We start from the raw sequence: 24,823 nt of genomic DNA on the forward strand, positions 1-24,823 counted from the left end.
TCCTTTCCCAGAGTCGCACCCCATGACGCCGCGCCTTGTGCTTTCGCAGATCGACAAATCCTTCGGGCCGTTGCAGGTGCTGCATGGCGTGACGCTGACGGTCGGCGCGGGCGAGGTGCATGGCCTGCTGGGCGAGAATGGCGCGGGAAAATCGACGCTTCTGAACATTCTTTCGGGCGTGTTTCGCGCCGATGCGGGGCGGGTCGAGATCGACGGGCAGGCCCGCACGATCACCTCGCCGCGCGATGCGTCGGATGCGGGGATCGCGATGATCCATCAGGAATTGCAGCAGGTGCCGGAACTGACGGTGGCGCAGAACATGTTCCTTGGCGCGTCGCTGCGCCATCTGGGGGGGCTGTTCGTCGACCGCGCCGCGCAAGAGGCCGAGGCGCGGCGACTGCTTGCGCCGCTCGATCCGTTGATCGATGTGACAGCGCCGATCCGCACCCTGCGCGTGGCGCAGCGCCAGATCGTTGAGATCGCCAAGGCGTTGCGCGCCCGCGCGCGGATCATCGCGATGGACGAGCCGACCTCGAGCCTGACGCCAAAGGAATTCGACCGCTTGGTCGAGGTGATCCGTGGCCTTCAGGCGCAGGGGGTGTCGGTCATTTATGTCTCGCACAAGATGGACGAGGTTTACCGCGTCTGCCAAAGCGCCACGATCCTGCGGGACGGGCGCCTGATCGGGCGGGTCGAGTTGCCGCAGACGCCGGTTGCCACGGTGATCGAGCGGATGGTCGGGCGCGAATTGGCGCATGGGGTGCATCACGGCTTTGCGCGCGAGCGCGTGGTCCTCGAGGCGCGTGGCCTGACGCGGGGCAGGGCGGTGGTCGATGCCTCGCTTTCGCTGCGCGAGGGCGAGGTGCTGTGCATCGCGGGGCTGGTCGGATCGGGGCGGACCGAGCTTTTGCGCCTGATCGCGGGTGTCGATGCCGCCGATGCGGGCGAGGTTCTGGTCGATGGCAAGGTGATTGCCGGAGGCGATCCGCGCCGCCGTATCCGTGCGGGGCTGGGGCTGTTGCCCGAAGAGCGCAAGCGCGACGGGATCATCCGGCACCGTCCGGTGACGACGAACATCGCCCTTCCGGCGATGCGAAGGTTTTCCCGCTTTGGCATCATCCGCCGTGCCGCCTTGACGGCGCGGTCCGAGGAACTGATGCGCGATGTGCAGTTGCGCCCGCTGGACGTCGCGCGCCCCATCGGGAGTTTCTCGGGCGGGAACCAGCAAAAGGCGATCATCGGGCGCTGGCTGGCCGCCGACACGCGGATTTTCCTGTTCGACGAACCGACACGGGGCATCGATGTCGGGGCCAAGGCCGAGATCTACGCGCTGATCGAGCGGCTGGCCAAGGAGGGGCGGTCGATCCTTGTCGTCTCGTCCGAACTGCCCGAGGTGATCCGCCTTGCCGACCGCGTTCTGGTGATGCGCGAGGGGCGGATTGCCGCCGAACTCGGCCCCGGCGAGATCACCGAAGAGAACATCGCCCGCCACGCCATTCCCGCCGCCTGATCGAGGACGCCCAAGATGACCGCCCCCACCCGCCCCGCCTTTCTGTCGCGCATCCGCTTTCGGGATGCGGGAACGCTGCTTGGCCTTGTGCTGATCGGCGTGGTGTTCTCGGCGCTGACGCCGGTGTTCCTGACCACGCCGAACCTGATGAACATCTTGCAGCAATCGGCCATCAACGCCTGTATCGCGCTGGGGATGACGCTGGTCATCATCTCGGGTGGGATCGACCTGTCGGTCGGCCCCGTGGCCGCGCTGTCGGCGGTGCTGGGGGCTGCGATGATGGTGGCGGGGGTGCCCGCACCCCTTTCCGTGATGGTGGCGCTGGCGGTGGGCATGGCCTGTGGGCTGTTCAACGGGGTGCTGATCACCTGGGGGGGCTTGCAGCCGTTCATCGTCACGCTGGGGGGGTTGTCGCTGTTCCGGGCCTTTGCGCTGATCTATACGGGCGGCACCCCGATCTTCGGCATTCCCGACGGTTTTCGCGCCTTTACCAACGGCACCGTGCTGGGGGTGCCGAACCCCGTGGTGATCGTGATCGTGCTGGCCCTGGCGGCATGGATCATCCTGAACCGCACGCCGCTGGGCGAATACATGATGGCGGTGGGCGGAAACGAGGAAGCGGCGCGGATCTCGGGCGTTCCGGTGCGGCTGACGAAGCTTGCGGCCTATATGATCTCGGGGCTGATGGCCTCGGTCGCGGCGATGATCCTGATCGGTCGGCTGGGGGCGGCCGAGCCGACGCTTGGCACGCTGTGGGAGCTTGACGCCATCGCCGCCGCCGCCATCGGGGGGGCGTCGCTGATGGGGGGGCGCGGGTCGATCATGGGAACCTTGATCGGATGCGTCATCCTAGGCGCTTTGCGCAACGGTCTTACGCTTATGAACGTGCAAGCCTTCTACCAATTGCTTGCCACAGGTATCATCATCATCGTCGCGATGCTGATCGACCGGGCGACAAGTGGCAAGCAGGGGGGCTGATGAACGATCCTAGGGCCGTGGGGCCGCAGATACGGATGAGGCTGCCGAGCCTTACGCCGCTGGAAGGCAAGGTTGCCGCCGATATCCTTGCCCGGCGCGACATCACCGAGGACACGGCGCTGCGCGAGGTGGCCGAAGGGTCGGGCGTGTCGGAAGCGATGGTGGTCAAGGTCGCAAAGAAGCTGGGCTTCGCGGGGTTCCGCGATTTCCGCGCCGGATTGATCGAGTATTACGGATCGGAAAGTGCCAGCCTGCATTCCGAGATCTCGGCCGAGGATACGGCGGGCGAGGTGGTGCAGAAAGTGTTCCGCACCGCGATGCAGGCGCTGGAAGAGACCTTTGCCATCCTCGACCTCGAAGCCTTTGAACGGGCGGCGGATTATCTGCACCGCGCAAGGCAGCGCGATTTCTACGGGCTGGGCGGATCGGCGCAGATCGCCCGCGATGTGAGCCACAAGTTCCTGCGGATCGGCATACGCACTTCGGTTTTTGACGACGCGCATATGATGATGATGTCGGCGGCGCTGCTGACGCCCGATGATGTCGCGGTGGCCTATTCGCATTCGGGCACCACAAGCGCGGTGATCGAGGCGCTGGAGCTGGCGCGCAAGAACGGGGCGCGGACGATCGCGGTGACGAATTACGCCGACAGCCCGCTGGCCCGCATGGCGGATGTGGTGCTGTGTTCCACGGCGCAGAACTCGCCGCTTCTGGGCGAGAATGCCACGGCGCGGATCGCGCAGCTGAACCTGCTCGACGCGCTGTTCGTCGCGACCGCGCAGCGCGACCGCAAGACGGCCGATGCCAACCTGTCCCGCACGATGCGGGCCGTACAGTCGAAACGAAGGGGCTGATCCATGCCGAACCCGCCGGTCGTTCTTGTCGTCGGTTCCTTGCACCATGACATCATGGTCGAGGCCGACCACCTGCCACGGCGGGATGAAACGGCGGTGGGGAGCCGCTGGTATCCGAAATTCGGCGGCAAGGGGGGCAATCAGGCGGTTGCGGCCCGTGCGGCGGGGGCGGGGGCGCGGATGTTCGGCGCTGTCGGCAAGGACGGGTTCGGTGATTTCATGCTGGCGGCGCTGGACCGGGGCGATGTGGACCGCCGCTTCCTGCGCGTGATCGAGGGCATCGGCACGGGGATGAGCGTGGCGATACAGGATGCGGCGGGTGATTATGCCGCGACCATCGTCTCGGGGGCCAATCTGGCGCTGGATCCCGCATGGCTCGGGGATGCCGCGCTGTGGGACGGGGTGGCGGTGCTGGTGTTGCAGAACGAGATTCCGGTCGAGGTGAATATCGCCGCCGCGCGGGCGGCCAAGGCGCGCAAGCTGCGTGTCGTGCTGAACGCCGCACCCGCGCGCGAGGTGCCCACAGAGTTGCGCGAGATGGTCGATGTTCTGATCGTCAACGCGGTCGAGGCCGAGATGTTCGGGGCGGAGCCTGTCGGGGACCTGACCTCGGCGCTTGCGGCGGCGCGGCATCTGGCGGCGCGCTACGAGAGCGTGGTCGTCACGGCAGGCGGCAAGGGGCTGGCGGTCTGGACCCTCGAGGATGAAGAGATCGCCATTGCGGCAAAGCCCGTCACGGTCACCAGCACCCACGGGGCGGGCGATTGCTTCACGGGCGCGCTTGCCGCTGCCATCGCGCGGGGCGAGAGCCTAGCCACGGCCTGCCGGATCGCATCGGAGGCCGCCGCGGCGCATGTGTCGCGCCGCTAGCGGGCGCGGATCAGGACGGCACGCAGAGAACGAGCAGCGCCAAGAGCGCCGTCACCGAAAACGCGGCCCATTCCAGACGGCCGGGGGCGCGGCTGTCATCGGGTGCGGTTTCCGCAAGGAATACGGCCAAGCCGGGATCATGGGCGCAGAACATCGGCATCTCCTTTCGGGGCGAAGATCGGGGCGGCCCCGCCGCCGGAAGCGCCGCGCAGGCTTTCGGGGGCAATGACGATGGCAAGGGCCGCGATGTAGACAAGGCCGAAAAGCATCAGCGCCGGATAGCTGGTGCGTCGGGCGGTGCGGATGGTCGGGGTCATGCGATGGCCCTTTGCAGGTCACGAGAGGGGCGGTGCTGTTGCGCCCGCGCGGCAAGGGCGTCGCGCAGGGCGAGGGCGGCAGGCCAAGGCCCGTAGCCGCTGGCGGAATTGATGTGGCCCGCAAAGCCGAGGTCGACGAGGTCGGCCCGCCACGTCGTGGCCAATGCGCTGCTTTGGGCAAAGCCCATCCACGGGTCGTTGCGGCTGGCCACGACGGTTGCGGGCACGCCGAGCGGGCAGTCGGGCAAGCCGGCAAAGGCGGCGAGGCGCTGGCTGGTTTCGGGGTTGGCGGGGGCGACGAGGAGGGCCGCCGACACCCTGAGTTGCGGCCAGCGTGTCAGGATTCGCGCGGCGAGGATCGCGCCGAGGCTGTGGCCGACCAGGATGCATCCGGGATGGTTCAGGATGGCGCCTGCGAGTTCGGTTTCCCATGCCTCGGGGGTCGGGTTGGACCAGTCATACTGCTCGACGGTCAGCGCCGAGGGGTCGATCGTGGCCCACCAATGCTGCCAGTGCGGGGCGGGCGAGCCGTCGAGGCCGGGCAGAATCAGGGTTTTGGGCATGGCATGCTCCTTGGTTGCAGGAAAAGACTACCACGTTTGTCGTGATTGGGATTCCAAACTTGGGGTGCAAAAGAGAAAATGCCTATTGCGCCGCAGGGCGGGGCGGACGGGCGCGCGGGTCGCGGCCGTGTATTCCGTGCGCGCGGGGAAAGGGTGGGGCGGGGAATTATCCTTTCCCGGCTGTCGCGCGCGGCAGGGGTTTCCTTCTGTTTCGGGCCAAGGTTTGGAATGGCCGGAGGGCGGAATTGCGGGCATCTTAATCACGACAGATCATATCGAGATAAGGCCCGACCATGACAAGCACCATCATCGGAGTTTCCGGAAACCTTGACCGCCCGTCCAAGACCCGCGCGCTGGTCCAGACCGCGGTTGCCACCGCGGCAAGCCGGTTCGAAGCCTTGGGGGCGGTCTTCGATCTTGCGGATTTCGGGCCGTCGCTTGGCACGGCGCGGCGGGCCGCCGATCTGGCCCCGCCCGCGCGGTCGGCGTTGGATGTGATCCTGTCGGCAGATGCGCTGGTGGTGGCAAGCCCTGTCTACAAGGGCAGCTATACGGGCCTGTTCAAGCACCTGTTCGACCTGATCGACCCCGAGGCGCTGCGCGACAAGCCGGTGTTGCTCGCGGCGACGGGGGGCGGCGACCGCCATGCGCTGGTGATCGAGCATCAGCTGCGCCCGCTGTTCGGCTTCTTCGAGGCGCGCACGCTGCAAACCGGCGTCTATGCGTCGGAGCGTGATTTCGTTTCGGGCCAGCCCGCCTCGTCCGCTTTGACCGACCGGCTGGAGCGGGCGGTGGGCCAATTGTCGCCCTACTTCACCCGCCGGACCCAGCCCGAGGTGTTCGTACTGAGCGCATGATCCGCAGGGGCGGCCCCGGTTTTGCGGACCTGTCCCGCCTGCGGGCCGGGTCTTGCAACAGGGTCTGCAATGCAGCGATAAATGCATTGCAATCCGTTTGACAAGTTTTGCTGCGGGTGGTGGACTGCGGGGCGCGGGCAGCTTTTGCCCTTACGTCTGGATGTGACACATGGTCTCTTACCGCCCGCCCGAATCCTATGAAGAACTGATAAAGCTGATCCACGACCGTTACGAGGACATGAGCAAGTCCTACCAGCGGATCGCGCTTTACCTGACGCAGAACCCCAACGATGTGGCTGTGCTGTCGGTCAATGCCATCGGGCAGAAATGCGGGATCCATGCGTCGAGCTTCGTGCGCTATGCGCAGTCGCTGGGCTACAAGGGGTTCAAGGAGTTGCAGGCCGTGTTCCAGCGGCGTCTGTCGACCGCAGCGCCGGGCTTCGATGCGCGGGTGCGTGCGCTCGAGGCCGAACTTGGCGGGGCGCGGGAAGGGGAGTTGGGTTTCCTTGCCGATCTGGTGACGCGGGATGTCGCGTCCTTGCAGGATTTGCTGTCGAACATGGATGCAGGCCAGCTGGCCGAGGCGGCGGCGCTGATGGAGGCGTCGGATACGATCTATCTGCTGGGGCAATTGCGTTCGGCCCCTGTGGTCGAGTTGCTGCGCTATGTGCTGACGATGCTGGGCAAGCGCACGGTGCTTCTGGATGCGGGCGGGGGGCTGGCCACGCATATGGCCAAGGTTGCGCGGCCCACGGACATGCTTTTCGTGGTGTCCTTCCGGTTCTATGCGACCGAGGTGGTGAACGTGGCCGAGGAAACCGCCGGACGGGGCGTGCCGATCATCGCCATCACCGACAGCACGCTGTCGCCCTATGCCAAGATGGCCAAGATCATGTTCGCGGTGCCGGAACATGAATACACCTTCTCGCGCAGCCTTGCCGCGCCCATGTGTCTGGCGCAGGCGTTGTGCGTGGCGCTGGCCTCGCGGTTGCAAAAGAACAGCGACGACCCGCGTATTCCGGTGGTGACGGGGCCGTAAGGGAACAGGGCGCGGTTCGGGCCGCGCCCCGACCGGTTCAGGCTGGCAGTTGCATCGGCCCGTCCGGCACGGGCATTCCGCCCGCGACCGCGCCCCAGACCGACTGGTCGAAATTGACGATTGCGCCCGTCATCAGGCCCGCGTCGTCCGAGACGAGGAAGTTGACGGCGCGCGCTGTCTCGGCCGGATCGACGAGGCGACCGAAGGGCAGGGCGGCGGCGGCCTTGGCCTCCCAGTCGGCATCGCCGCCGGCTGCCTGAATCTCGCGTTCGTGGTCGGATGCCATCCAGCCGACGTTGAGCTGGTTGACGCGGATGCGGTTGGCCATCACCGAAAAGGCGGTGTTGGAGGTCAGCGTCGTCAGCGCCCCTTTGGAGGCGCAATAGGCGTTGATGAAGGGCTGGCCCGCGAGGGCCGAGATCGAGCCGATGTTACAGATCGCGCCTTCGATCCCCTTGGCGATCATCAGCTTGATCGCTTCCTGCATCAGGAAATAGGGGCCGCGCACGTTGGTCGAGAACAGCTCGTCAAAGGTTTCGGGCGTGGTGTCGACGATGGTGCCGCGCGCGGTCGAGGCTCCGGCGTTTACCAGCACGTCGATACGGCCGAAGAGGCGGTCGGTTTCGGCGATGACCCTGCGGCAATCTTCGATCCGGCCGAAGTCGGCTTGCAGGAAATGCGCCCAGATGCCATGCGCCTCGGCGATCTCGCGGGCGACATGGGCGCCGCGTTCGGCATTGCGGCCGGTGATGACGATGCCTGCCGCACCCGCCGCGGCAAGGCGGCGGGCAATGGCGGCCCCGAGACCCTGCGTCGCCCCCGTGACGACGCAGACTTTCCCGTCCATGCGGTTCACTGCACCACCTCGTATCCGGCGGCGGCCATGACGCGCATCAACTCTTTATGGCCCTTGATCGCCATTTCGAGCGGGGGCGAGACCTTGGGGTCCTGTTCGGCTTCGACGACGAACCAGCCTTCGTAGCCCTTGCCCGCCAGCGCCTTGACGATGGCTTCGAAATCGAGCGAGCCGTCGCCCGGAACGGTGAAGGCCCCTTTTACCACCGCATCGAGGAAGGACTCTTTCGAGCGGTCCAGACCGTCGACGACCGAACGGCGGATGTCCTTGGTGTGGACATGGGTGATGCGTTTCCAGTGGTTTTCGATGACGCGCAGGTTGTTGCCGCCCGCGAATGCCATATGGCCCGCGTCGAACAGCAGCGGCACGGTGGAGTGTTTCATGAACAGGTCGAGTTCGGCTTCGGTCTCGATCGCGGCGGCCATGTGGTGGTGGTAGCTGATCGGCATGCCGTTGGCAGCGCACCAGTCGGCAAAGTCGCTGATCTTGCGGCCATAGGCGGCGACCTCGGCCTCGGCCAGTTTCGGCTTGGTGGCGAGGGGCGCGGATTTGACGCCCTGGATCGAGCGGGCGGTTTCACCGTAGACGATGCAGGGGGCGCCCGCCGCCTTGAAGAAGGCGTGCTGCGCGGCGATGCGGTCTTTCTCGACCTCGATATCCCCGTCGAGCAACAGGCCCGAGAACCAGCCGCCGCAGACGCTGATGCCGTATTTCTTGAGGATCGGGCCCAGTTCGGCCATGTCCATCGGGAAGCGGCGTCCGGTCTCCATGCCGGTGAAGCCCGCGACCGAGGCTTGCCGGAGGCATTCCTCGAGGCTCACATCGTCGGAGAGTTCGGCAAGATCGTCGTTCCACCATGCGATGGGGGCGATACCAAGTTTGGCTTTCATAGGTCAGACTCCAATGCGCTGTTTGGCGCGGATGGCGATTTGGCTGTCGCGGGCTTTCTGCACGCTCTCGCGGGTGGATACTTCGGGCACACCTACATCCCAATCGGCATCTCCGGGAACCCATGAATAGGCATCGGTGGTGATCGAGATGACGGTGGTCCGGTCGTTGGATTTGGCCCAGGTCATGGCGGCTTCGAGATCGGTCAGGCTTTCGACATGGCGCGTTGCCGCCCCCATCGCCGCGGCATGGGCCGCGAAATCGACGTGCAGCGGGGAATCGGCGTTCTGGATGCGGCAGTCTTTCAGCAGGTTGTTGAAGCCGGGCACGCCCTTGAACTGTTGCAGGCGGCTGATGACGGCGTAGCCGCCGTTGTCGCAGACGATGACGATCATCTTATGGCCCGACAGCACGGCAGAGTAGATGTCGGAGTTCATCATCATGTAGGTGCCGTCGCCCAGCATCACGATGGGCGTGCCGCCGACCGCGCCGGGGCCGGATTGCGCCATCGCGCAGCCCCAGCCCGCGGCGATTTCGTAGCCCATGCAGGAAAAGCCGAATTCGAGGTCGAAGCTGTTCGGGGCCTTGACGCGCCAGCCCTTGGCAACCTCGCCGGGGATGCCGCCTGCGGCGGCGATCAGGGTGTCTTTCTCGCCCGCCGCGCGGTTCACGACATTGACCACCTGCGCATAGGTCGGGATGGCGGTGTTGGTCGGGGCCTGATGGCTGTCGAGAAGGGCGTCCCATTCGGCGAAAAGCGCCTTGGCGCGGGGCATGTGGTCGGCCGGGGCTTTCCATGCCGCAAGTGCCGCGTCGAGTTCCTCGACGCTTTCCAGCGCATCGCCCACGATGGCGAGGGCGCGGTGCTTGACCGCGTCGAAGCGGGCGGCGTTGATCGAGATGAAGCGCGCGTCCTTGGAGAAGGCTGTCCAGGAGCCGGTGGTGAAATCTTGCAGGCGGGTGCCGATGGCGATGATGACATCGGCCTCGGCGGCGAGTGCATTGGCCGAGGTCGACCCGATGATGCCGAGGGGGCCAGCGTGGACGGGGTGGTAATGGGTCAGCCCGCCCTTGCCGGCGAGGGTTTCGACAACCGGGATGCCGCGTTCGGCGGCAAAGCGGGCGACCACGGTTTCGGCGCCCGAATAGCGCACGCCTCCGCCTGCGATGATCAGCGGTTTCTTCGCGGTCTTGAGCAGGGCTGCCGCATCGGCGATGGCGCGGCGGTCGGGGCGCGGGCGCGGGATCGACCACAGACGCTCCTCGAAGAAGACGGCGGGATAGTCGAAGGCGATTTCCTGCGTGTCCTGCGGCAGGCCGATGAAGGCGGGGCCGCAATCGGCCGGGTCGAGCATGGCGGCCACGGCCTGCGGCAGGGACGAGATGATCTGCGCGGGGTGGGTGATGCGGTCCCAGTAGCGGGTCACGGATTTGAAGGCGTCATTCACCGTCACGGTCGGGTTGTTGAAATGTTCGACCTGTTGCAGCACCGGATCGGGCAGGCGGTTGTTGAAGGTGTCGCCCGCGATCAGCAGGATCGGCAGGCGGTTGGCGTGGGCCGTGCCCGCGGCGGTGACCATGTTCAGCGCGCCCGGCCCGATGGAGGAGGTGGCGATCATGATCTGGCGGCGGCGTTTGGCCTTGGCAAAGCCCACGGCGGCAAGGGCCATCGACTGTTCGTTCTGGCCGCGCCATGTGGGAAGCTTGTCCTGCACCGATTCGAGCGCCTCGGACAGGCAGGTGACGTTGCCGTGGCCGAATATGCCGAAGACACCCGCAAACAAAGGCACGCGCTGGCCATCGATTTCCGTGACCTGCGCCGTCAGCCAACGCACCACGGCCTGTGCCATGGTCAGGCGAATCGTCGAGTGTTCCATAGAGCATTCCTCCCTCAATCTTGGTCGTGACCATAATATCGCGCATTGCGTGTTGACAATAGGTGTTTAACGCAATGAATATTGCAAAGACTGAATCGGGAGGAAAAAACATGATCCGGATCGCTGTGCTCGGCTGCGGGCGCATCGGCGTGATGCACGCCGCAAACATCGCGGCCCATCCGCGTGCGGTGCTTGCGGGTGTGTTCGACATTCACGCCCCTGCGGCGCAGGCCGTTGCGGCCAAGACGGGCGCGCCGGTCTTTGCCTCGGCCGAAGCGGTCTTTGCGTCGAAGGACGTGGATGCGGTGCTGATCGCCACGGCGACCGATACCCATGCCGACCTGCTGGAACTGGCCGTTGCGGCGGGCAAGCCCGTGCTGTGCGAGAAGCCCATCGACCTGAGCCTTGCGCGCGTGAACCGCTGTGCAACGACCATTGCGGGCGCCAAGGTGGCGATCCAGCTCGGGTTCGTGCGCCGGTTCGACCCCGGCCATGCCGCCGTGCGCCGCGCCATCGAGACGGGCGAGATCGGCGAGTTGCATCAGGTCGTCATCACCTCGCGCGATCCGGGAATGCCGCCGCCGGCCTATACCGCCGTTTCGGGGGGGATTCTGCGCGACATGACGATCCACGATCTGGATATGGCGCGGTTCATCCTGGGCGAGGAGGTGACCGAGGTTTTCGCCACGGGCTCGCGTCTGGTGGACCCTGCGCTGATGGACCGCTTGGGCGATTACGACACGGTGACGGTGGTGCTGAAAACCGCAAGCGGCAAGCAGGCGATCATCAACAACTCGCGTCAGGCGGTTTACGGCTATGACCAGCGAGTTGAAGCCCTTGGCACCAAGGGGATGGCCCTGTCGGAAAACCGCCGCGCGCACGGGATGACGCTGCACAAGGCCGAATTCACCGACCGCGCCGAACCGCTGCTCAATTTCTTCATCGAACGCTACCGCGAGGCTTTCGACGCCGAAATCTCGGAATTCGTCGATGCGGTCGAGACGGGCCGCGCCCCTTCGGTCGGGTTCGAGGACGGGCGTCTGGCCCTCGTTCTGGCGGAAGCCGCTTTGAAATCGATCGCCGAAGGGCGTGTCGTCGCCGTCAAGGAGCTGAACTGATGTATTCCCGCTTCGGTCTTTTCATCGCAGGTGCGTGGCGTGCCAGCGTCACGGGCGCGACCGCACCCGTGTTCAGCCCTGTCACCGAACAGTCGCTGGGCGAATGCCCCGTAGCATCGGTCGCAGACACCGAGGCGGCGATTGCCGCGGCGGGGCAGGGGTTGAAGGCATGGGCCGCCACCCCCGCCTTTGACCGTGCCGATGCGCTGCACCGCATCGCGGACGAGATGATCCGCCGCACCGACGAGGCGGCGCGGATGATCAGCCTTGAAACCGGCAAGCCGATTGCCCAGTCGGGCCGCGAATGGGGCCTTAGCATCGACCAGTTCCGCTGGTATGCCGAAGAGGCCCGCCGCATCTATGGGCGCATCATCGAAAGCCGCGTGCCGAATGGCCGCTTCGAGGTGCACCATGAGCCGGTCGGCATCGTCGCGGCCTTTACCGCGTGGAACTTTCCCGCAGCCCTGATCGCAAGGAAGGTGGCTCCCGCCCTTGCCGCAGGCTGTGCGACCATCCTGCGCCCCTCCTCCCAGACTCCGGGTGTGGCGATGGTCATGGTTGACTGCTGCCGTGCGGGGGGCTTGCCCGCCGGCGCAGTCAATCTGGTTGTCGGGCCGACGGGTGCCACCTATGCGCCGATCATGGCGGCGAAATCGGTGCGCAAGGTGTCCTTGACCGGATCGACCCGCGTGGGCCAGCAGATGATCCGCGACGCGGCGGCGACGCTGAAGAAGGTGTCGATGGAGCTGGGCGGGAATGCCCCCGTGATCGTCTATGACGATGCCGATCTGGAAGGCGCGCTGAACCTTGCCGTGCCGACCAAGTTCGCCAATGCGGGGCAGGTCTGCGTCACGGGTGACCGCTTCTATGTGCATGAAAGCCTGCACGATGCCTTTGTCGACGGTTTCGTGACCCGCGCCCGCGCGATCAAGCTGGGCGACGGGCTGGATGCGAGCGTGGGCATGGGGCCGCTGATCAACGCGGGCCGTCTGGCCGAGATGGAGAAGATCGTCGCCGGTGCCGTTGCGGCAGGGGCGAAGGTTGCGACCGGCGGGGCGCGGGCTTCGGGCTTCAACGCGGGGCATTTCTTTGAACCCACGGTGCTGACCGGTTGCACCGACGAAATGGGCGTGATGGCCGAGGAAAACTTTGGCCCCATCGCCGCGATCACCCGCTTTTCCTCGGAGGACGAGGTGCTGGCGCGGGCCAATGCCTGCGACATGGGCCTGTCGGCCTATGCCTTTACCACCAACCCCGCCCGCGCGCGGCGGACGGTGCAGACGCTCAAGGCGGGGATGGTCGGGATCAACTCGTTCGCGATGGCGGCTTCGGAAGCGCCCTTTGGCGGGACCAACCATTCGGGCATGGGCCGCGAAGGCGGGATCGAAGGCATCCGCGATTACCTTGACGTGAAATCAAGCCAGATGGTGTGGGCATGATACCGAACAAGCTGAAGGCGCTCTGGGCGGAAGGAAAGCCCACGATCAACGGGTGGTGCAGCATCGGCAACCCCTTTACCGCCGAGATCATGGCGGCGCAGGGGTTTGACAGCATCACCATCGACATGCAGCACGGGGCTTTGGACTATTCCAGCGTCTTGCCGATGTTTCAGGCGATGCGGGCAAGCGGGGCCACGCTGATGGCCCGCGTGCCGTGGCTGGAACCCGGCATCATCATGAAGGCGCTGGATGCGGGGGCCTATGGCATCATCTGCCCGATGGTGAACAGCGCCGAGGAGGCCGCGCGCTTCGTCAGCTACATGCGCTATCCGCCCCACGGGCAGCGCAGCTTTGGCCCGACCCGCGTCTCGTTCGCGGCGGGGGCGAATTACGCGGGCGAGGCGAATGACAACATGCTTGCCTTTGCCATGATCGAAACGGCCGAGGGCATGGCGAACCTTGACGCCATCGCCGCGACGCCGGGGCTGGATGGCATCTATGTCGGCCCCGCCGATCTGACGCTGTCGCTGACGCAAGGCCGCCTTGCCCCCGGTTTCGACCGCGAGGAACCCGAGATGATCACGGCGCTGCAAACCATCGTCGCGGCCTGCAAGAGGAACGGCATCCGCGCCGCCCTGCATTGCGGCACGCCGGACTATGCCGCCCGCGCCATCGGCTGGGGTTTCAATATGACAACCGTGGGCGGCGACAGCCGCTTTCTTGCCGCTGCCGCAGGCGCCGCCGTCGCGGGCTTTCGCAAGCTGACGGATGGCGCGACCGGAAAGACGGAAAAGGGGGCTTACTGATGCCGCATATCCTGATCGCCGGAAAGCTGCATCCGGCTGGGCTGGCGCTTTTGGATGCCACGGCGGGGGTGACCTATACCCATGTCGAGGAGATCAGCGAGGACAGCTACCAGCCCTATCTGGAGCAGGCCGACGGCATGGTGATCCGCACCCAGCCGATGACGGCGGCCAGCGTGGCCAAGGCCGCGCGGGTGAAGATCGTGTCGCGCCACGGGGTGGGCTATGACGCGGTGGATGTGGCTGCGCTGAACGCGCGCGGCATTCCCCTGTGCATCGTGGGCGATGTGAATTCCGTCTCGGTCGCGGAACATGCGATGATGCAGATCCTTGCCTGTGCCAAGCAGTTGATCCGGTCGGACCGCGCTGTTCGGAACGGGCCCTGGGGCTGGCGCAACAGGCTGGAACAGGGCGAGGTGTCGGGCAAGGCGCTGCTCATCATCGGATACGGCCGGATCGGGCGGCATCTGGCGGTGATGGCCGCGGCCTTCGGCATGAAGATCGTGGCGCATGACCCCTATCTTGCGGCGAAGGGCTGGCCCGAGGGGCCGGTCGCCTGCGCCGACGATCTGTCTGCCGCGTTGGCGGTGGCCGATTTCGTTTCGGTCCATATCCCGAAAGCCGACAGGCCGATCATCGGGGCCGCCGAGATCGCGTCGATGAAGCGCGGGGCGATCATCGTCAACACGGCACGCGGCGGGATCGTGGACGAGGCGGCGCTGTGCGATGCGTTGCGGTCGGGCCAGATCGCGGCGGCCGCACTCGACGTCTTCGATGCGGAGCCGCCGAGCGCGGACCATCCGCTTCTGGCCTTTGACCAGGTGATCCTGACACCCCACACCGCCGGCCTTACCGCCGAGGCTGCCGAGCGGATGGCCGTGTCATCGGTGCAGAATGTGCTCGATTTCTTTGCCGGAAAGCTTGATCCGGCGCTTGTCGTCAATGCTGCGGCCCTGAGGGGCGCGAAGGAACTTGTGAAATGACCAAACCCAAACTGCGTATCGGCCTGATCGGAACGGGCTTCATGGGCAAGGCCCATGTCTTCGGCTTCACCTCGGCGCCGCGCGTGTTCGAACTGCCGTTCGATCTGGAACTGCATACCGTGGCCGACATCACCGATGCCGCCGCCGAACGCGCCCGCCAGACGCTGGGCTTTGCCCATGCGACAAGCGACTGGCGGACGATCATGGCCAACCCCGAGATAGACCTTGTGTCGATCACCGCGCCCAATGCGCTGCACAAGGAAATGTCGCTGGCGGCCATCGCGGCGGGCAAGCATGTCTATTGCGAAAAGCCGCTTGCGCCGCTGGCCGCCGACGCGCTCGAGATGACGCTCGCGGCGGAAGCCAGGGGCGTGAAGACGCAGGTGGGTTTCAACTACCTGTGCAACCCGATGCTGGGATTGGCGCGGGATATGATCGCGGCGGGCGAGCTGGGCGAGATCCGCGGCTATCGCGGCATCCACTGCGAAGATTATATGGCCGATCCGGCAGGCAATTACACGTTCCGCCACGATCCGGCGGGCGGCGGGGCGCTGGCCGATATCGGCAGCCACGCGCTGGCGACCGCCGAATTCCTGTGCGGTCCGGTCACCCGCGTGATGGGCGATTGCGTGACCATGATCGCCGAGCGCCCCGACGGGCGTGGCGGGCGCAAGGCGGTGACCGTCGATGACGTGGGCCGCGCCTTCCTGCGCTTTGCCAACGGGGCCACGGGCAGCATCGAGGGCAACTGGATCGCCACGGGCCGCAAGATGCAGCATGACTTCGAGATTTACGGCACCAAGGGCGCCTTGGCCTTCAGTCAGGAGCGGTTCAACGAGCTGCACTTCTTCTCGACCGCCGATGCCAAGGGCCGTCAGGGCTTTCGCCGGATCGAGGCAAGCCCCGACCATGCGCCCTATGGCCTGTTCTGTGTCGCGGCGGGCCACCAGATCGGGTTCAACGATCTGAAGGCCATCGAAGTGGCAGGCTACATCAACGCCATCGCGGGCAAGGCCCCCGAGCCGTTCAACTTCCGCGCGGGGCTTCGCATCCAGACGCTGGTCGAGACCATCCAGCGGTCGTCGGCCGCGCAAGAGTGGCTTGACGTGAAATGACGCTGTCGGTCGGGGTCATCGGTCTGGGCGTGATGGGGGCAGAGCATCTGCGCCTGCTGCGCGAGGAAACGGGCGGCGCGCGTGTCGTGGCGGTTTGCGATGCCGATGCGGATCGGGCGCAGGCGCTGGCACAGGGCGCGCAGGTCTTTTCCGACCCGATGGCCCTGATCGCGGCGCAGGGGGTCGGGGCGGTCGTGATCGCCTCGCCCGATGCGACCCATGCGGGGCTGGCCTTGGCCTGTATCGCGGCGGGCAAGCCTGCGCTGTGCGAAAAGCCCTTGGCCGCGACCGCCGCCGAGGCGCTGCGGATCGTCGATGCCGAAGTGGCGGGCGGCAGGCGGCTGTTGCAGATCGGCTATATGCGCCGGTTCGACCCCGCCTATGCCGAGATGCTGGCCGTACGGCAGGCGGGCGGGATCGGCGCGCCGGTGCTGCTGCACAACATCCACCGCAACGCGGCAGCACCCGACTGGTTCACGGGGCCGATGGCGGTGACCAATTCCTTTGTGCATGAAATCGACATCAGCCGCTGGCTTCTGGGGTCCGAACTCGCTTCGGCCATCGTCCATGCCGCGCCCGGGGGCGATCCGTTGATGGTCACGATGGAGACCGACAAGGGCGAGATCGTCTCGACCGAGGTCTTCATGAATGCCCATTACGGCTATCACGTGCATGCCCAGATGGTCGGGCGCGAAGGCACGGTCGAGATGGCAGCGCCTGCGGTCACGCTGGCCAACCGCGCGCGACAGCATGGCCACGGCTTTCCCGCCAACTGGGTGCCGCGCTTTGCCGATGCCTATCGCATCCAGATGCGGGCATGGGTGAATGCGGTCGCCACGGACCAACCGGTCGGGGCTTCGGCCTGGGACGGCTATGTTGCAACGGCTGTTGCCGAGCAGGTCGTCACCGCATTGCAGACCGGGGCCAAGGCGCAGCTTTTCCTCGGGTCGCGGCCCGCTCTTTACACCTGACACCAAGAACAGAAAGCCAGCCCCATGCCGATCCGTTTCGCCCTTAACCGCACCTGCGCGCCGCAACTGGCGCTGGACGAGTTTATCCAGATTGCCATGGCGGCGGGGGTCCATGCGGTGGAAATCCGCAACGATATCGAAGGGCGCGAATTTGCCGATGGCACGCCTGCGGCCGAGGTGAAGGCGCGGCTCGATGCGGCGGGGCTGGCGGTGGCTTCGGTCAACGCGCTGCAACGCTTCAACGAATGGACGCCCGAGCGCGCGAAAGAGGCCGAGGCGATCATCGCCTATGCCGCGGCCCTTGGTGCGCCGGGTGTGGTGCTGTGCCCCGTGCATAACGAGGACCACGGCTGGACCGGGGCCGAGGCCGAGCGCAACCTGCGCGACGGGTTGCGCCAGTTGCGCCCGATTTTGCAGGCGCATGGCGTGACGGGCTATGTCGAACCGCTCGGGATGAAGGGCTCGACCATGAAACGGCAGGACATGGCCGTTGCGGCCGTGACCGATATCGACGGCTGGGACGCTTACGAGCTGTGCTACGACACGTTCCAGTTCTTCCGCTGCGGTGACACGCAGCTGTTCCCCGAGCGGATCGGCCTTGCGCATATGTCGGGCATCTCGCGTGGCGATCTTGGCCCTGCCGAGCTGACCGAACCCGATCGCGGGCTGATCTTCATCGACGACCGCGTTGGCAATGTGGCGCAACTGCGCAGTCTGTTTGCCGCCGGATACAAGGGTTTCGTGTCGATGGAGCCATTCAGCCCCGCCGTCCAGCAAGACCCCGACCTGATGTCGCGGTTGCGGGCGAGCCTTGAATATGTGGGTGCGCTGCTGCCGAAAGCGGCCTGAGGGACGATGCAGCGCGTCAGGCCCCTGCGGTTCGGGTCTGGCGCATCTTGCAATGCAGTGAATATTGCTATGCAAGAAAAATTGCCAAAAACAAAAATTGACAAAACAATTGGAACCGCATTTGATACTCGCAGGCGAAAGTCGCCATCCGGCCAAGGGAGCCGGTGATTCCAAGGGAGGAATACGAATGAAAAAGACTCTGCTGCTTGCATCCGTTGCGATTGCGAGCCTGACCTCGATGGCCTCGGCGGCCGACCTCAAGGTCTGCGTGAGCTGGTCGAACTTCCGCGAAGAGCGCTGGAAAACCGACGAAGCCGCGATCAAGGGCGCGCTTGATGCCGCCGGTGCGGAATACATCTCGGCCGACGCCCAGACCTCGGCCACCAAGCAGCTTGCCGACATCGAAGGCATGATCACCCAAGGCTGCTCGGCGCTGATCATCCTCGCGCAGGACTCGGCTTCCATCGGGCCGGCCCTCGATGCCGCGCAGGACGCCGGCATTCCGGTTGTCGGCTATGACCGCATGATCGACGACCCGCGCGCCTTCTACCTGACCTTCGACAACGTCGAAGTGGGCCGGATGCAGGCCCGCGCCGTTCTGGAAGCCGCCCCCAAGGGCCGCTATGTCATGATCAAGGGCTCGCCCGTCGACCCGAACGCGGATTTCCTGCGGGGCGGCCAGCAGGAAGTGCTGCAAGCGGCGCTTGACGCGGGCGACATCACCATCGTCGGCGAAGCCTATACCGAGGACTGGCAGCCCGCCAACGCCCAGAAGAACATGGAACAGATCCTGACCGAGACGAACAACGGCGTTGACGCCGTGGTCGCTTCGAACGACGGCACCGCCGGTGGCGTGGTCGCGGCGCTGACCGCGCAGGGCATGGCCGGCATTCCGGTTTCGGGTCAGGACGGCGACATGGCCGCGCTGAACCGCGTGGCGCTTGGCACCCAGACCGTTTCGGTGTGGAAAGACAGCCGCGCGCTGGGCAAGGCCGCGGGCGAGATCGCCGTGGCGCTGGCCGGCGGCACCGCGATGGACAAGGTCGAAGGTGCGGCCATGTTCAAATCGCCGGGCGGCAAGGACCTGACCTCGGTCCTGCTGAAGCCGGTTCCGATCACCAAGGACAACCTGAATGTCGTTCTCGACGCGGGCTGGATCACCAAGGACGTGCTTTGCGCCGGGGTGACGGGCGACGTCGCTGTCTGCAAATAAGCTGACAGGCTGAAAGATTGCGGCGTCCCGTGCAACAACGGGACGCCGCGCTTAACGGGCGGGACCCCCTGCAGGGTGGCCCGAGGGGAGGAGAGACTGACATGACTGACACCGGGCAGGTTGCCACTGCGCCCGCGCCGAAGCGTGGCATCATCGACACGCTGGAACTTGATGTCCGGCTGCTCGGGATGCTGGTGGCTTTCGCGGCGATTGCGCTTGTTTTCACAATCTGGACGGGCGGCACCTTTGTCAGTCCGCGCAACGTCTTCAACATTTCGGTTCAGGCCGTGCCGGTGGCGATCATGGCTTGCGGGATGGTCTTCGTGATCGTCGCGCGCCAGATCGACCTGTCGGTCGGCTCGATGCTGGCCATGTGCTCCGCCGTCATGGCGATGAGCCAGGCCACATGGTTGCCGCAGGCGATGGGGCTGGAATACGGCAATCCCTATATCCTCGTGATCACCATCCTGCTTGGCTTTGCGGTGGGGACGGGCATGGGGGCGATCACCGGCTGGCTGGTCGGCTACCAGCGCATCCCGTCCTTTATCGTCACGCTGGGCGGTCTGTTCGTCTGGCGCAACGTCAACTGGTATACGACCAACGGCCAGTCGGTTTCGCTGACCGACCCGCATCTGCTGATGTTCGGCGGCACCGAAGGCGTGCTGGGCGCGCCGATCAGCATGGTGCTGGGGGTTATCGCCTCGGTCGCGGCGGTGCTGGGGCTGATGTCGGCACGGCGCAACAAGCAAAGCCACGGCTTCGTCGTGAAGCCCGCCTGGGCCGAGGGCGTGATGATGGCGCTTGTCGTGGGGGCGATCATGCTTTTCGTCACATGGCTGTCGCGCTATCCGGTGCCGGAGGCCAAGCTCAAGCGCCTGTTCGAGGCGCGGGGCGAGGTGATGCCCGAAGGCTATTCGGCCATGCACGGTCTGCCGATTTCGGTCATCATCCTGATCGTCGTCGCGGTGGGCATGACGATCACCGCCCGCAAGACGCGCCTTGGCCGCTATATCTTTGCCATGGGGGGCAACCCCGATGCGGCGGAGCTGTCGGGCATCAACACCCGTGCGCTGACCGTCAAGATCTTCGCGCTGATGGGGTTTTTGTGCGGGTTGGCGGCGCTGATCGCGCAGGCCCGCCTGCAAAGCCACGGCAATGACATCGGGATGCTGGAAGAACTGCGCGTGATCGCCGCTGCAGTCATCGGCGGCACGGCCCTTGCCGGTGGTGTCGGCACGATCTACGGCGCGGTGCTTGGCGCGCTGATCATGCAATCGCTGCAATCGGGCATGGCCATGGTGGGCGTGGACACGCCCTTCCAGAACGTCGTCGTGGGGCTTGTCCTTGTGATCGCCGTCTGGGTCGACATCATCTATCGCAAGCGCATGGGGCTGACGAAATGAGCAACACCGCACGCACTCCGCTTGTCGAGATGCGCGACATCTCGATCGCCTTCGGTGGCGTCAAGGCCGTGGACCACGTGTCGATCGACCTTTACCCCGGCGAGGTCGTGGGGCTTCTGGGCCACAACGGCGCGGGCAAATCGACGCTGATCAAGATTCTGGCCGGTGCCTATCAGGCCGACCACGGCGAGATCCTGATCAATGGCGAAAAGGTCGAGATCCGCAACCCGCGCGACGCAAGGGCGCAGAACATCGAGACGATCTACCAGACGCTTGCGCTGGCCGACAACCTCGATGCGGCGTCGAACCTGTTCCTTGGCCGCGAGATCATGTCCAACGGGCTGATGAACGACGCCAAGATGGAGGCCGAGACGCGCAAGATCATGGGGCGTCTGAACCCCAATTTCCGCAAGTTCAGCGTGCCGGTTTCGGCCCTGTCGGGCGGGCAGCGCCAGTCGGTCGCCATTGCGCGGGCGGTCTATTTCAACGCCAAGATCCTGATCATGGACGAGCCGACCGCAGCCCTTGGCCCGCACGAGACGCAGATGGTGGCCGAACTGATCCAGGAGCTGAAGGCGCAGGGCCTTGGCATTTTCCTGATCGAGCATGACATCCACAACGTCATGAAGCTGTGCGACCGTGCCTGCGTGATGAAGAACGGGCAACTGGTCGGGACCGTCAAGGTCGACGAGGTCACCGATGACGACATTCTTGGCATGATCATCATGGGCAAGAAGCCGGCCAAAGCGGCCTGACGGGTGCGCCGCAAGGCGCGCCCATCCCCAATTTTCCCAAAGGCTGAATATGATCAGATACGCCGTTGTCGGTGCGGGATGGATTTCGCAAGAAGCCTTTCTGCCCGCAGTCGCCACGACCGGAAACTCGCGCCTGCAGGCCATCGTTTCGGGCAGCGCCGAAGCCGCGCGCAAGCTGGTCGATTTCCACGGCGCGCCCGAGGTTGTGGACTATGCGGGATATGATGCGCTGCTGGCCAGCGACCGGATCGACGCGGTCTACATCGCGCTGCCCAATTCAATGCATGCCGATTACACGATCCGCGCGCTTCGGGCGGGCAAGCATGTGATGGTGGAAAAGCCGCTTGCGACCAGCATGGCGGAAAGCGAGGCGATGGTGGCCGCCGCGCGCGACAGCGGGGCCTTCCTGATGACAGCCTACCGGCTGCACAACGAACCCGGCACCCATGCGATGATCGAGGCGGTGCGGGGCGGTGCGATCGGGGATGCGGTCTATTTCGCCGCGACCTTCGGCTTTCAGACGCAACTGGGCAACCACCGCCTGAAGGCGGGCCATTGGGGCGGGGCGCTGCCCGATGTCGGGGTTTATTGCCTGAACGCGGCGCGCCATGTCTTTGCCGCCGAACCCGTGGCCGTGCAGGCGATGGCCAGCCGCCCCGCCGCCGACCCGCGCTTTGCCGAGATCGATGCAAGCCTTGCCGTCACGCTGCGCTTTCCCGGTGACCGTCTGGCGCAGTTCTTCTGCTCTTTCGGTTCGGCCGAGACGGAGACCATCCGCATCGTGGGATCGGAGGCCGAGCTGATCCTTGACCCCGCGTTCAAGTTCGACTCGGTCCTGCAGATGACCATCCGCACGCCGGGCCACGAACAGCGCCGGACATTCCGGCAGGTTGACCATTTTGCGGGGCAGATCGCCTATTTCTCGGATTGCATCGCGCAGGGCGTGGCACCCGAGGCGGATGGCGCCGAAGGGCTGGCCGACATGCGCGCGCTTCTGGCGATAGACGAGGCGGCGAGAACCGGCGAGACCGTGCGGCTGGCACCTATGGACTTTGGCCGCGGGATCGACGCGGGGATGGTGCGGCGCTTGCCGGTGACGGACCGGCGTTTGCTGCTGTGACCCGCGCGACCTAAGGCGCGGGGAACCGGGCGGGGCAGCCGCCAACCGCGCCCTGTCAGGGCGACGGGGTGGCGGGCGCCAAGCGCCTTTAGCCTTGTTCAGGCCGGGCGTGACAGGCCGCCTGTGCGGGCTGGGCGCATATCGGGGGTATCGACGGCCTTGCCGCGGCCCTGTATGAGCGCAGGCGAAATGTCCGTCTGTCGCCAGATCATGGGCGGACGGACGCGTCGGGTCATGGTGCTGTGTCGCCATTCGCCATGCAGTTGAAGGACAGGTTTTGAACAACAGGCCACATCTTCTGTCGGTCGCGCCGATGATGGATTGGACCGACCGTCATTGCCGGTTCTTTCACCGGCTGATGACGCGGCGGGCGATGCTTTATACCGAAATGGTGACGGCCCCTGCGGTGGTGCATGGGCCGAAGGACCGGCTTTTGGGCTATTCGGGGGCCGAGCATCCCGTCGCGCTGCAATTGGGCGGGTCCGATCCGGCGGAACTGGCGGCGGCGGTTCGGCTTGCGGTGCCTTTCGGCTATGACGAGATCAACCTGAATGTCGGCTGCCCGTCGGATCGGGTGCAATCGGGCTGTTTCGGCGCGGTGCTGATGGAGCGCCCCGCGCTGGTGGCCGATTGCGTGGCGGCGATGCGGGACGCATCCGACGTGCCGGTGACGGTGAAATGCCGCATCGGGGTCGATGACCAGAACCCCGAGGAGGTGCTTCCCGATTTCCTCGAACGCGTCAGCGCGGCAGGGGTGACGCATTTCGTGATCCATGCGCGCAAGGCGTGGTTGCAGGGGCTGAGCCCCAAGGAAAACCGCGAGGTGCCGCCGCTCGACTATGATCTGGTCAAGCGGATGAAGGCGGCCTATCCGCAGCTGACCATCTGCATCAACGGTGGCGTGACCTCGCTTGCGCAGGTGCGCGACTTGCTGGCGGCGGGGCTGGACGGGGTGATGCTGGGGCGCGCGGCCTATCACGATCCGGGATCGGTGCTGATCGGGGCGGATGCCTTGTGGGGCGATGGCGACGGGCTGGATGCTTTTGGCGTGGTCGAGGCGATAAAGCCCTATATTGCCGCCCATCTCGAGGGGGGCGGACGTTTGCACCAGATCACGCGGCACATGCTGGGGCTGTTTCACGGACGGCCGGGGGCGCGGGGCTGGCGGCGGGTTCTGTCGGAAGGGGTCGCCAAGCCCGGGGCGGGGCTTGGCCTTCTTGATCTGGCGCTGGACGAGGTCAGCCGCGCGGCTGCCTAGCGGCGGGCGAGGGCGAAACGCCCGAAGCCGAAAGACAGCACGCCGCAAAGCGCGATCGCCCCCAGCATCGGCGTGGCGCTTCCGTCGAAGAATGGCCCCGAGGCCGCGATCATCGCCCCTCCGGCCAGCATTTGCAGCGTGCCCCCCAGCGACGAGGCAAGGCCCGCGATGTCGCCGTGATCGTCGAGTGCCATGACCATCGTCGTCGGGATCACGAGGCCGAGGAAGGCATTGGCAAGGAACAGGCCGCCGATGCAGACGAAAAGCGGCGTGAGACCGGCGAGGGACAAGGCGAAAAGCAGGATCGTCGTGGTGGCAAAGCCGATGCTGGCGACGGTCAGCACGGCACGCGCGCCAAAGCGCAGGCCGAAGGGGCCGGCCATTTGCGAGGCGGCGAAAAAGCCGATGGCATTGACCGCGAAGGCAAGGGAAAAGCCGGTGGGCGACAGGCCGAAAGCCCCCGTATAGACAAAGCTGGCTGTGGCGATGAAGACGAAGAAGCTGGCCATGCCGAAGCCTCCGAGGAAGGTCAGCCCCATGAAGCTGCGGTTGGTCAGCAGCCGTTTCGCACCGCGCAGCGTGTCGGCGGCGTCAAAGGGTTGGCGTTGGTCGGGGGGCAGCGTTTCACCTTGCGCGAAGGTCAGGATGGCAAGGCTGACAAGGCTTGCAAGGAGAAGCACACCGAAGATGCCGCGCCATCCGGTCAGTGCCATCACGCCCGATCCGGCAAGCGGGGCAAGCATCGGCGAGACCGAGATGACCAGCATGACGGCCGCCATCAGGCGGGTGGCGGCGGGGCCGGTATACATGTCGCGGATGATGGCACGGGGCACGACCATCAGCGCCGCCCCGCCAAGGCCCTGCACCGCGCGCCCTGCAATGAGCCATTCGACCGAAGGGGCAAAGGTGCACAGGACCGAGCCTGCGATGAAGATCGCGATTCCGGCGTAAAGCGGCGGTTTGCGGCCAGACCGGTCGGCCCAGGGGCCATAGACCAGTTGGGCAAGGCCGAAGGCGATGAAATAGGCGGTGATCGTCGTCTGCATGTCCTGAATGCTTGCACCGAGGCTTGCGCCGATGGCAGGCATGGCGGGCAGATACATGTCGATGGCGAAGGGGCCGATGCAGGACAAAAGGCCCAGGACGAGGGCGGGGCGGGCGATGCGGTCTGTCATGGGTCGGGCCTT

Annotated in this window: 25 protein-coding genes; 18 read left to right on the forward strand and 7 right to left on the reverse strand. The window is 65.7% G+C overall.

The window, feature by feature from the left end:
- Positions 1–22 precede the first annotated feature (22 nt).
- From H7F16_RS06025 to H7F16_RS06040, 4 genes are read left to right on the forward strand one after another with little or no spacing between them, the layout of a single operon-like run.
- On the forward strand, positions 23–1,510 hold the full coding sequence (locus tag H7F16_RS06025; protein WP_185796689.1) for a sugar ABC transporter ATP-binding protein: 1,488 nt from the start codon (positions 23–25) through the stop codon (positions 1,508–1,510).
- A 15-nt stretch (positions 1,511–1,525) separates the two neighbouring features.
- Entirely contained in the window at positions 1,526–2,488 is a 963-nt protein-coding gene (locus H7F16_RS06030; protein WP_185796690.1) for an ABC transporter permease, read from the forward strand.
- On the forward strand, positions 2,488–3,342 hold the full coding sequence (locus H7F16_RS06035; protein WP_185796691.1) for a MurR/RpiR family transcriptional regulator: 855 nt from the start codon (positions 2,488–2,490) through the stop codon (positions 3,340–3,342). Before H7F16_RS06030 ends, H7F16_RS06035 begins: the two co-directional genes overlap by 1 nt.
- A gap of 3 nt (positions 3,343–3,345) precedes the next feature.
- On the forward strand, positions 3,346–4,212 hold the full coding sequence (locus H7F16_RS06040) for a PfkB family carbohydrate kinase (RefSeq protein ID WP_185796692.1): 867 nt from the start codon (positions 3,346–3,348) through the stop codon (positions 4,210–4,212).
- A gap of 10 nt (positions 4,213–4,222) precedes the next feature.
- Here H7F16_RS06040 and H7F16_RS06045 read toward each other — a convergent pair whose 3' ends face one another.
- The 3 genes from H7F16_RS06045 to H7F16_RS06055 are packed head-to-tail and all read right to left on the reverse strand — an operon-like array spanning position 4,223 to position 5,092.
- On the reverse strand, positions 4,223–4,366 hold the full coding sequence (locus H7F16_RS06045) for a hypothetical protein (protein WP_185796693.1): 144 nt from the start codon (positions 4,364–4,366) through the stop codon (positions 4,223–4,225).
- Complete coding sequence (locus H7F16_RS06050) at positions 4,350–4,529, reverse strand: hypothetical protein (protein WP_185796694.1); 180 nt, start codon at positions 4,527–4,529, stop codon at positions 4,350–4,352. The genes H7F16_RS06045 and H7F16_RS06050 overlap by 17 nt, the downstream gene beginning before the upstream one ends.
- Positions 4,526–5,092 (reverse strand): RBBP9/YdeN family alpha/beta hydrolase, encoded by a 567-nt coding sequence (locus tag H7F16_RS06055; RefSeq protein ID WP_185796695.1) that lies wholly within the window; start codon positions 5,090–5,092, stop codon positions 4,526–4,528. The genes H7F16_RS06050 and H7F16_RS06055 overlap by 4 nt, the downstream gene beginning before the upstream one ends.
- A gap of 293 nt (positions 5,093–5,385) precedes the next feature.
- Between H7F16_RS06055 and msuE the strand changes: the two genes are divergently transcribed.
- Together msuE and H7F16_RS06065 are read left to right on the forward strand one after the other, a co-directional pair.
- On the forward strand, positions 5,386–5,949 hold the full coding sequence (msuE, locus tag H7F16_RS06060) for an FMN reductase (RefSeq protein WP_185796696.1): 564 nt from the start codon (positions 5,386–5,388) through the stop codon (positions 5,947–5,949).
- A 169-nt stretch (positions 5,950–6,118) separates the two neighbouring features.
- Positions 6,119–6,988 (forward strand): MurR/RpiR family transcriptional regulator, encoded by an 870-nt coding sequence (locus tag H7F16_RS06065; protein ID WP_185796697.1) that lies wholly within the window; start codon positions 6,119–6,121, stop codon positions 6,986–6,988.
- A 37-nt stretch (positions 6,989–7,025) separates the two neighbouring features.
- Here the strand turns inward: H7F16_RS06065 and H7F16_RS06070 are convergent, their stop codons facing one another.
- Genes H7F16_RS06070 through iolD form a run of 3 tightly spaced genes read right to left on the reverse strand, consistent with a single transcriptional unit; the run spans position 7,026 to position 10,609 of the window.
- The gene (locus H7F16_RS06070; RefSeq protein WP_185796698.1) at positions 7,026–7,835 is read right to left on the reverse strand and encodes an SDR family oxidoreductase; all 810 of its coding nucleotides are present in this window, start codon (positions 7,833–7,835) and stop codon (positions 7,026–7,028) included.
- Between the two features lie 5 nt (positions 7,836–7,840).
- Entirely contained in the window at positions 7,841–8,734 is an 894-nt protein-coding gene (iolE, locus tag H7F16_RS06075; protein WP_185796699.1) for a myo-inosose-2 dehydratase, read from the reverse strand.
- Positions 8,735–8,737: 3 nt separating this feature from the next.
- Positions 8,738–10,609: a 3D-(3,5/4)-trihydroxycyclohexane-1,2-dione acylhydrolase (decyclizing) gene (gene iolD / locus H7F16_RS06080; protein ID WP_185796700.1), complete on the reverse strand. Its 1,872-nt coding sequence runs from the start codon at positions 10,607–10,609 to the stop codon at positions 8,738–8,740.
- 110 nt (positions 10,610–10,719) lie between these two features.
- Between iolD and iolG the strand changes: the two genes are divergently transcribed.
- The 12 genes from iolG (at position 10,720) to dusA (ending at position 23,636) form a co-directional block, all read left to right on the forward strand.
- A complete protein-coding gene (gene iolG / locus H7F16_RS06085) occupies positions 10,720–11,727 on the forward strand; it encodes an inositol 2-dehydrogenase (RefSeq protein ID WP_185796701.1) in 1,008 nt (335 codons plus the stop codon).
- Positions 11,727–13,166 (forward strand): NAD-dependent succinate-semialdehyde dehydrogenase, encoded by a 1,440-nt coding sequence (locus H7F16_RS06090; protein ID WP_185796702.1) that lies wholly within the window; start codon positions 11,727–11,729, stop codon positions 13,164–13,166. Before iolG ends, H7F16_RS06090 begins: the two co-directional genes overlap by 1 nt.
- Positions 13,163–13,972 carry an HpcH/HpaI aldolase family protein gene (locus tag H7F16_RS06095; protein ID WP_185796703.1) on the forward strand — a complete coding sequence of 270 codons (810 nt, stop codon included), beginning with the start codon at positions 13,163–13,165 and terminating at the stop codon, positions 13,970–13,972. The genes H7F16_RS06090 and H7F16_RS06095 overlap by 4 nt, the downstream gene beginning before the upstream one ends.
- Positions 13,972–14,952 carry a hydroxyacid dehydrogenase gene (locus H7F16_RS06100; protein WP_185796704.1) on the forward strand — a complete coding sequence of 327 codons (981 nt, stop codon included), beginning with the start codon at positions 13,972–13,974 and terminating at the stop codon, positions 14,950–14,952. The genes H7F16_RS06095 and H7F16_RS06100 overlap by 1 nt, the downstream gene beginning before the upstream one ends.
- Positions 14,949–16,067: a Gfo/Idh/MocA family protein gene (locus H7F16_RS06105; RefSeq protein WP_185796705.1), complete on the forward strand. Its 1,119-nt coding sequence runs from the start codon at positions 14,949–14,951 to the stop codon at positions 16,065–16,067. The genes H7F16_RS06100 and H7F16_RS06105 overlap by 4 nt, the downstream gene beginning before the upstream one ends.
- Complete coding sequence (locus tag H7F16_RS06110) at positions 16,064–17,038, forward strand: Gfo/Idh/MocA family oxidoreductase (protein ID WP_185796706.1); 975 nt, start codon at positions 16,064–16,066, stop codon at positions 17,036–17,038. The genes H7F16_RS06105 and H7F16_RS06110 overlap by 4 nt, the downstream gene beginning before the upstream one ends.
- A gap of 24 nt (positions 17,039–17,062) precedes the next feature.
- Positions 17,063–17,887 (forward strand): TIM barrel protein, encoded by an 825-nt coding sequence (locus H7F16_RS06115; protein WP_185796707.1) that lies wholly within the window; start codon positions 17,063–17,065, stop codon positions 17,885–17,887.
- Between the two features lie 187 nt (positions 17,888–18,074).
- A complete protein-coding gene (gene xylF / locus H7F16_RS06120) occupies positions 18,075–19,100 on the forward strand; it encodes a D-xylose ABC transporter substrate-binding protein (RefSeq protein ID WP_185796708.1) in 1,026 nt (341 codons plus the stop codon).
- 101 nt (positions 19,101–19,201) lie between these two features.
- A complete protein-coding gene (locus H7F16_RS06125; RefSeq protein WP_185796709.1) occupies positions 19,202–20,503 on the forward strand; it encodes a sugar ABC transporter permease in 1,302 nt (433 codons plus the stop codon).
- A complete protein-coding gene (locus H7F16_RS06130) occupies positions 20,500–21,258 on the forward strand; it encodes an ATP-binding cassette domain-containing protein (RefSeq protein ID WP_185796710.1) in 759 nt (252 codons plus the stop codon). The genes H7F16_RS06125 and H7F16_RS06130 overlap by 4 nt, the downstream gene beginning before the upstream one ends.
- Positions 21,259–21,307: 49 nt before the next feature.
- Entirely contained in the window at positions 21,308–22,378 is a 1,071-nt protein-coding gene (locus tag H7F16_RS06135) for a Gfo/Idh/MocA family protein (protein ID WP_185796711.1), read from the forward strand.
- Positions 22,379–22,655: 277 nt separating this feature from the next.
- Positions 22,656–23,636 carry a tRNA dihydrouridine(20/20a) synthase DusA gene (gene dusA, locus H7F16_RS06140; RefSeq protein WP_277818361.1) on the forward strand — a complete coding sequence of 327 codons (981 nt, stop codon included), beginning with the start codon at positions 22,656–22,658 and terminating at the stop codon, positions 23,634–23,636.
- Here the strand turns inward: dusA and H7F16_RS06145 are convergent.
- On the reverse strand, positions 23,633–24,811 hold the full coding sequence (locus H7F16_RS06145; RefSeq protein ID WP_185796712.1) for a multidrug effflux MFS transporter: 1,179 nt from the start codon (positions 24,809–24,811) through the stop codon (positions 23,633–23,635). The two genes, dusA and H7F16_RS06145, sit on opposite strands and share 4 nt — an antisense overlap.
- Positions 24,812–24,823 lie beyond the last annotated feature (12 nt).

This window comes from Paragemmobacter straminiformis (assembly GCF_014243445.1).
Lineage (GTDB): Bacteria > Pseudomonadota > Alphaproteobacteria > Rhodobacterales > Rhodobacteraceae > Paragemmobacter > Paragemmobacter straminiformis.

Coding starts and splice junctions, on each gene's coding strand:
- H7F16_RS06105 (WP_185796705.1), top strand. CDS start 14,949: ATGACCAAACCCAAACTGCGTATCGGCCTGATCGGAACGGGCTTCATG.
- H7F16_RS06025 (WP_185796689.1), top strand. CDS start 23: ATGACGCCGCGCCTTGTGCTTTCGCAGATCGACAAATCCTTCGGGCCG.
- H7F16_RS06070 (WP_185796698.1), bottom strand. CDS start 7,835: ATGGACGGGAAAGTCTGCGTCGTCACGGGGGCGACGCAGGGTCTCGGG.
- H7F16_RS06145 (WP_185796712.1), bottom strand. CDS start 24,811: ATGACAGACCGCATCGCCCGCCCCGCCCTCGTCCTGGGCCTTTTGTCC.
- H7F16_RS06135 (WP_185796711.1), top strand. CDS start 21,308: ATGATCAGATACGCCGTTGTCGGTGCGGGATGGATTTCGCAAGAAGCC.
- xylF (WP_185796708.1), top strand. CDS start 18,075: ATGAAAAAGACTCTGCTGCTTGCATCCGTTGCGATTGCGAGCCTGACC.
- iolG (WP_185796701.1), top strand. CDS start 10,720: ATGATCCGGATCGCTGTGCTCGGCTGCGGGCGCATCGGCGTGATGCAC.
- iolE (WP_185796699.1), bottom strand. CDS start 8,734: ATGAAAGCCAAACTTGGTATCGCCCCCATCGCATGGTGGAACGACGAT.
- H7F16_RS06110 (WP_185796706.1), top strand. CDS start 16,064: ATGACGCTGTCGGTCGGGGTCATCGGTCTGGGCGTGATGGGGGCAGAG.
- msuE (WP_185796696.1), top strand. CDS start 5,386: ATGACAAGCACCATCATCGGAGTTTCCGGAAACCTTGACCGCCCGTCC.
- H7F16_RS06050 (WP_185796694.1), bottom strand. CDS start 4,529: ATGACCCCGACCATCCGCACCGCCCGACGCACCAGCTATCCGGCGCTG.
- H7F16_RS06040 (WP_185796692.1), top strand. CDS start 3,346: ATGCCGAACCCGCCGGTCGTTCTTGTCGTCGGTTCCTTGCACCATGAC.
- H7F16_RS06045 (WP_185796693.1), bottom strand. CDS start 4,366: ATGTTCTGCGCCCATGATCCCGGCTTGGCCGTATTCCTTGCGGAAACC.
- H7F16_RS06090 (WP_185796702.1), top strand. CDS start 11,727: ATGTATTCCCGCTTCGGTCTTTTCATCGCAGGTGCGTGGCGTGCCAGC.
- H7F16_RS06125 (WP_185796709.1), top strand. CDS start 19,202: ATGACTGACACCGGGCAGGTTGCCACTGCGCCCGCGCCGAAGCGTGGC.
- H7F16_RS06095 (WP_185796703.1), top strand. CDS start 13,163: ATGATACCGAACAAGCTGAAGGCGCTCTGGGCGGAAGGAAAGCCCACG.
- H7F16_RS06115 (WP_185796707.1), top strand. CDS start 17,063: ATGCCGATCCGTTTCGCCCTTAACCGCACCTGCGCGCCGCAACTGGCG.
- H7F16_RS06055 (WP_185796695.1), bottom strand. CDS start 5,092: ATGCCCAAAACCCTGATTCTGCCCGGCCTCGACGGCTCGCCCGCCCCG.
- H7F16_RS06030 (WP_185796690.1), top strand. CDS start 1,526: ATGACCGCCCCCACCCGCCCCGCCTTTCTGTCGCGCATCCGCTTTCGG.
- H7F16_RS06065 (WP_185796697.1), top strand. CDS start 6,119: ATGGTCTCTTACCGCCCGCCCGAATCCTATGAAGAACTGATAAAGCTG.
- iolD (WP_185796700.1), bottom strand. CDS start 10,609: ATGGAACACTCGACGATTCGCCTGACCATGGCACAGGCCGTGGTGCGT.
- H7F16_RS06035 (WP_185796691.1), top strand. CDS start 2,488: ATGAACGATCCTAGGGCCGTGGGGCCGCAGATACGGATGAGGCTGCCG.
- H7F16_RS06130 (WP_185796710.1), top strand. CDS start 20,500: ATGAGCAACACCGCACGCACTCCGCTTGTCGAGATGCGCGACATCTCG.
- H7F16_RS06100 (WP_185796704.1), top strand. CDS start 13,972: ATGCCGCATATCCTGATCGCCGGAAAGCTGCATCCGGCTGGGCTGGCG.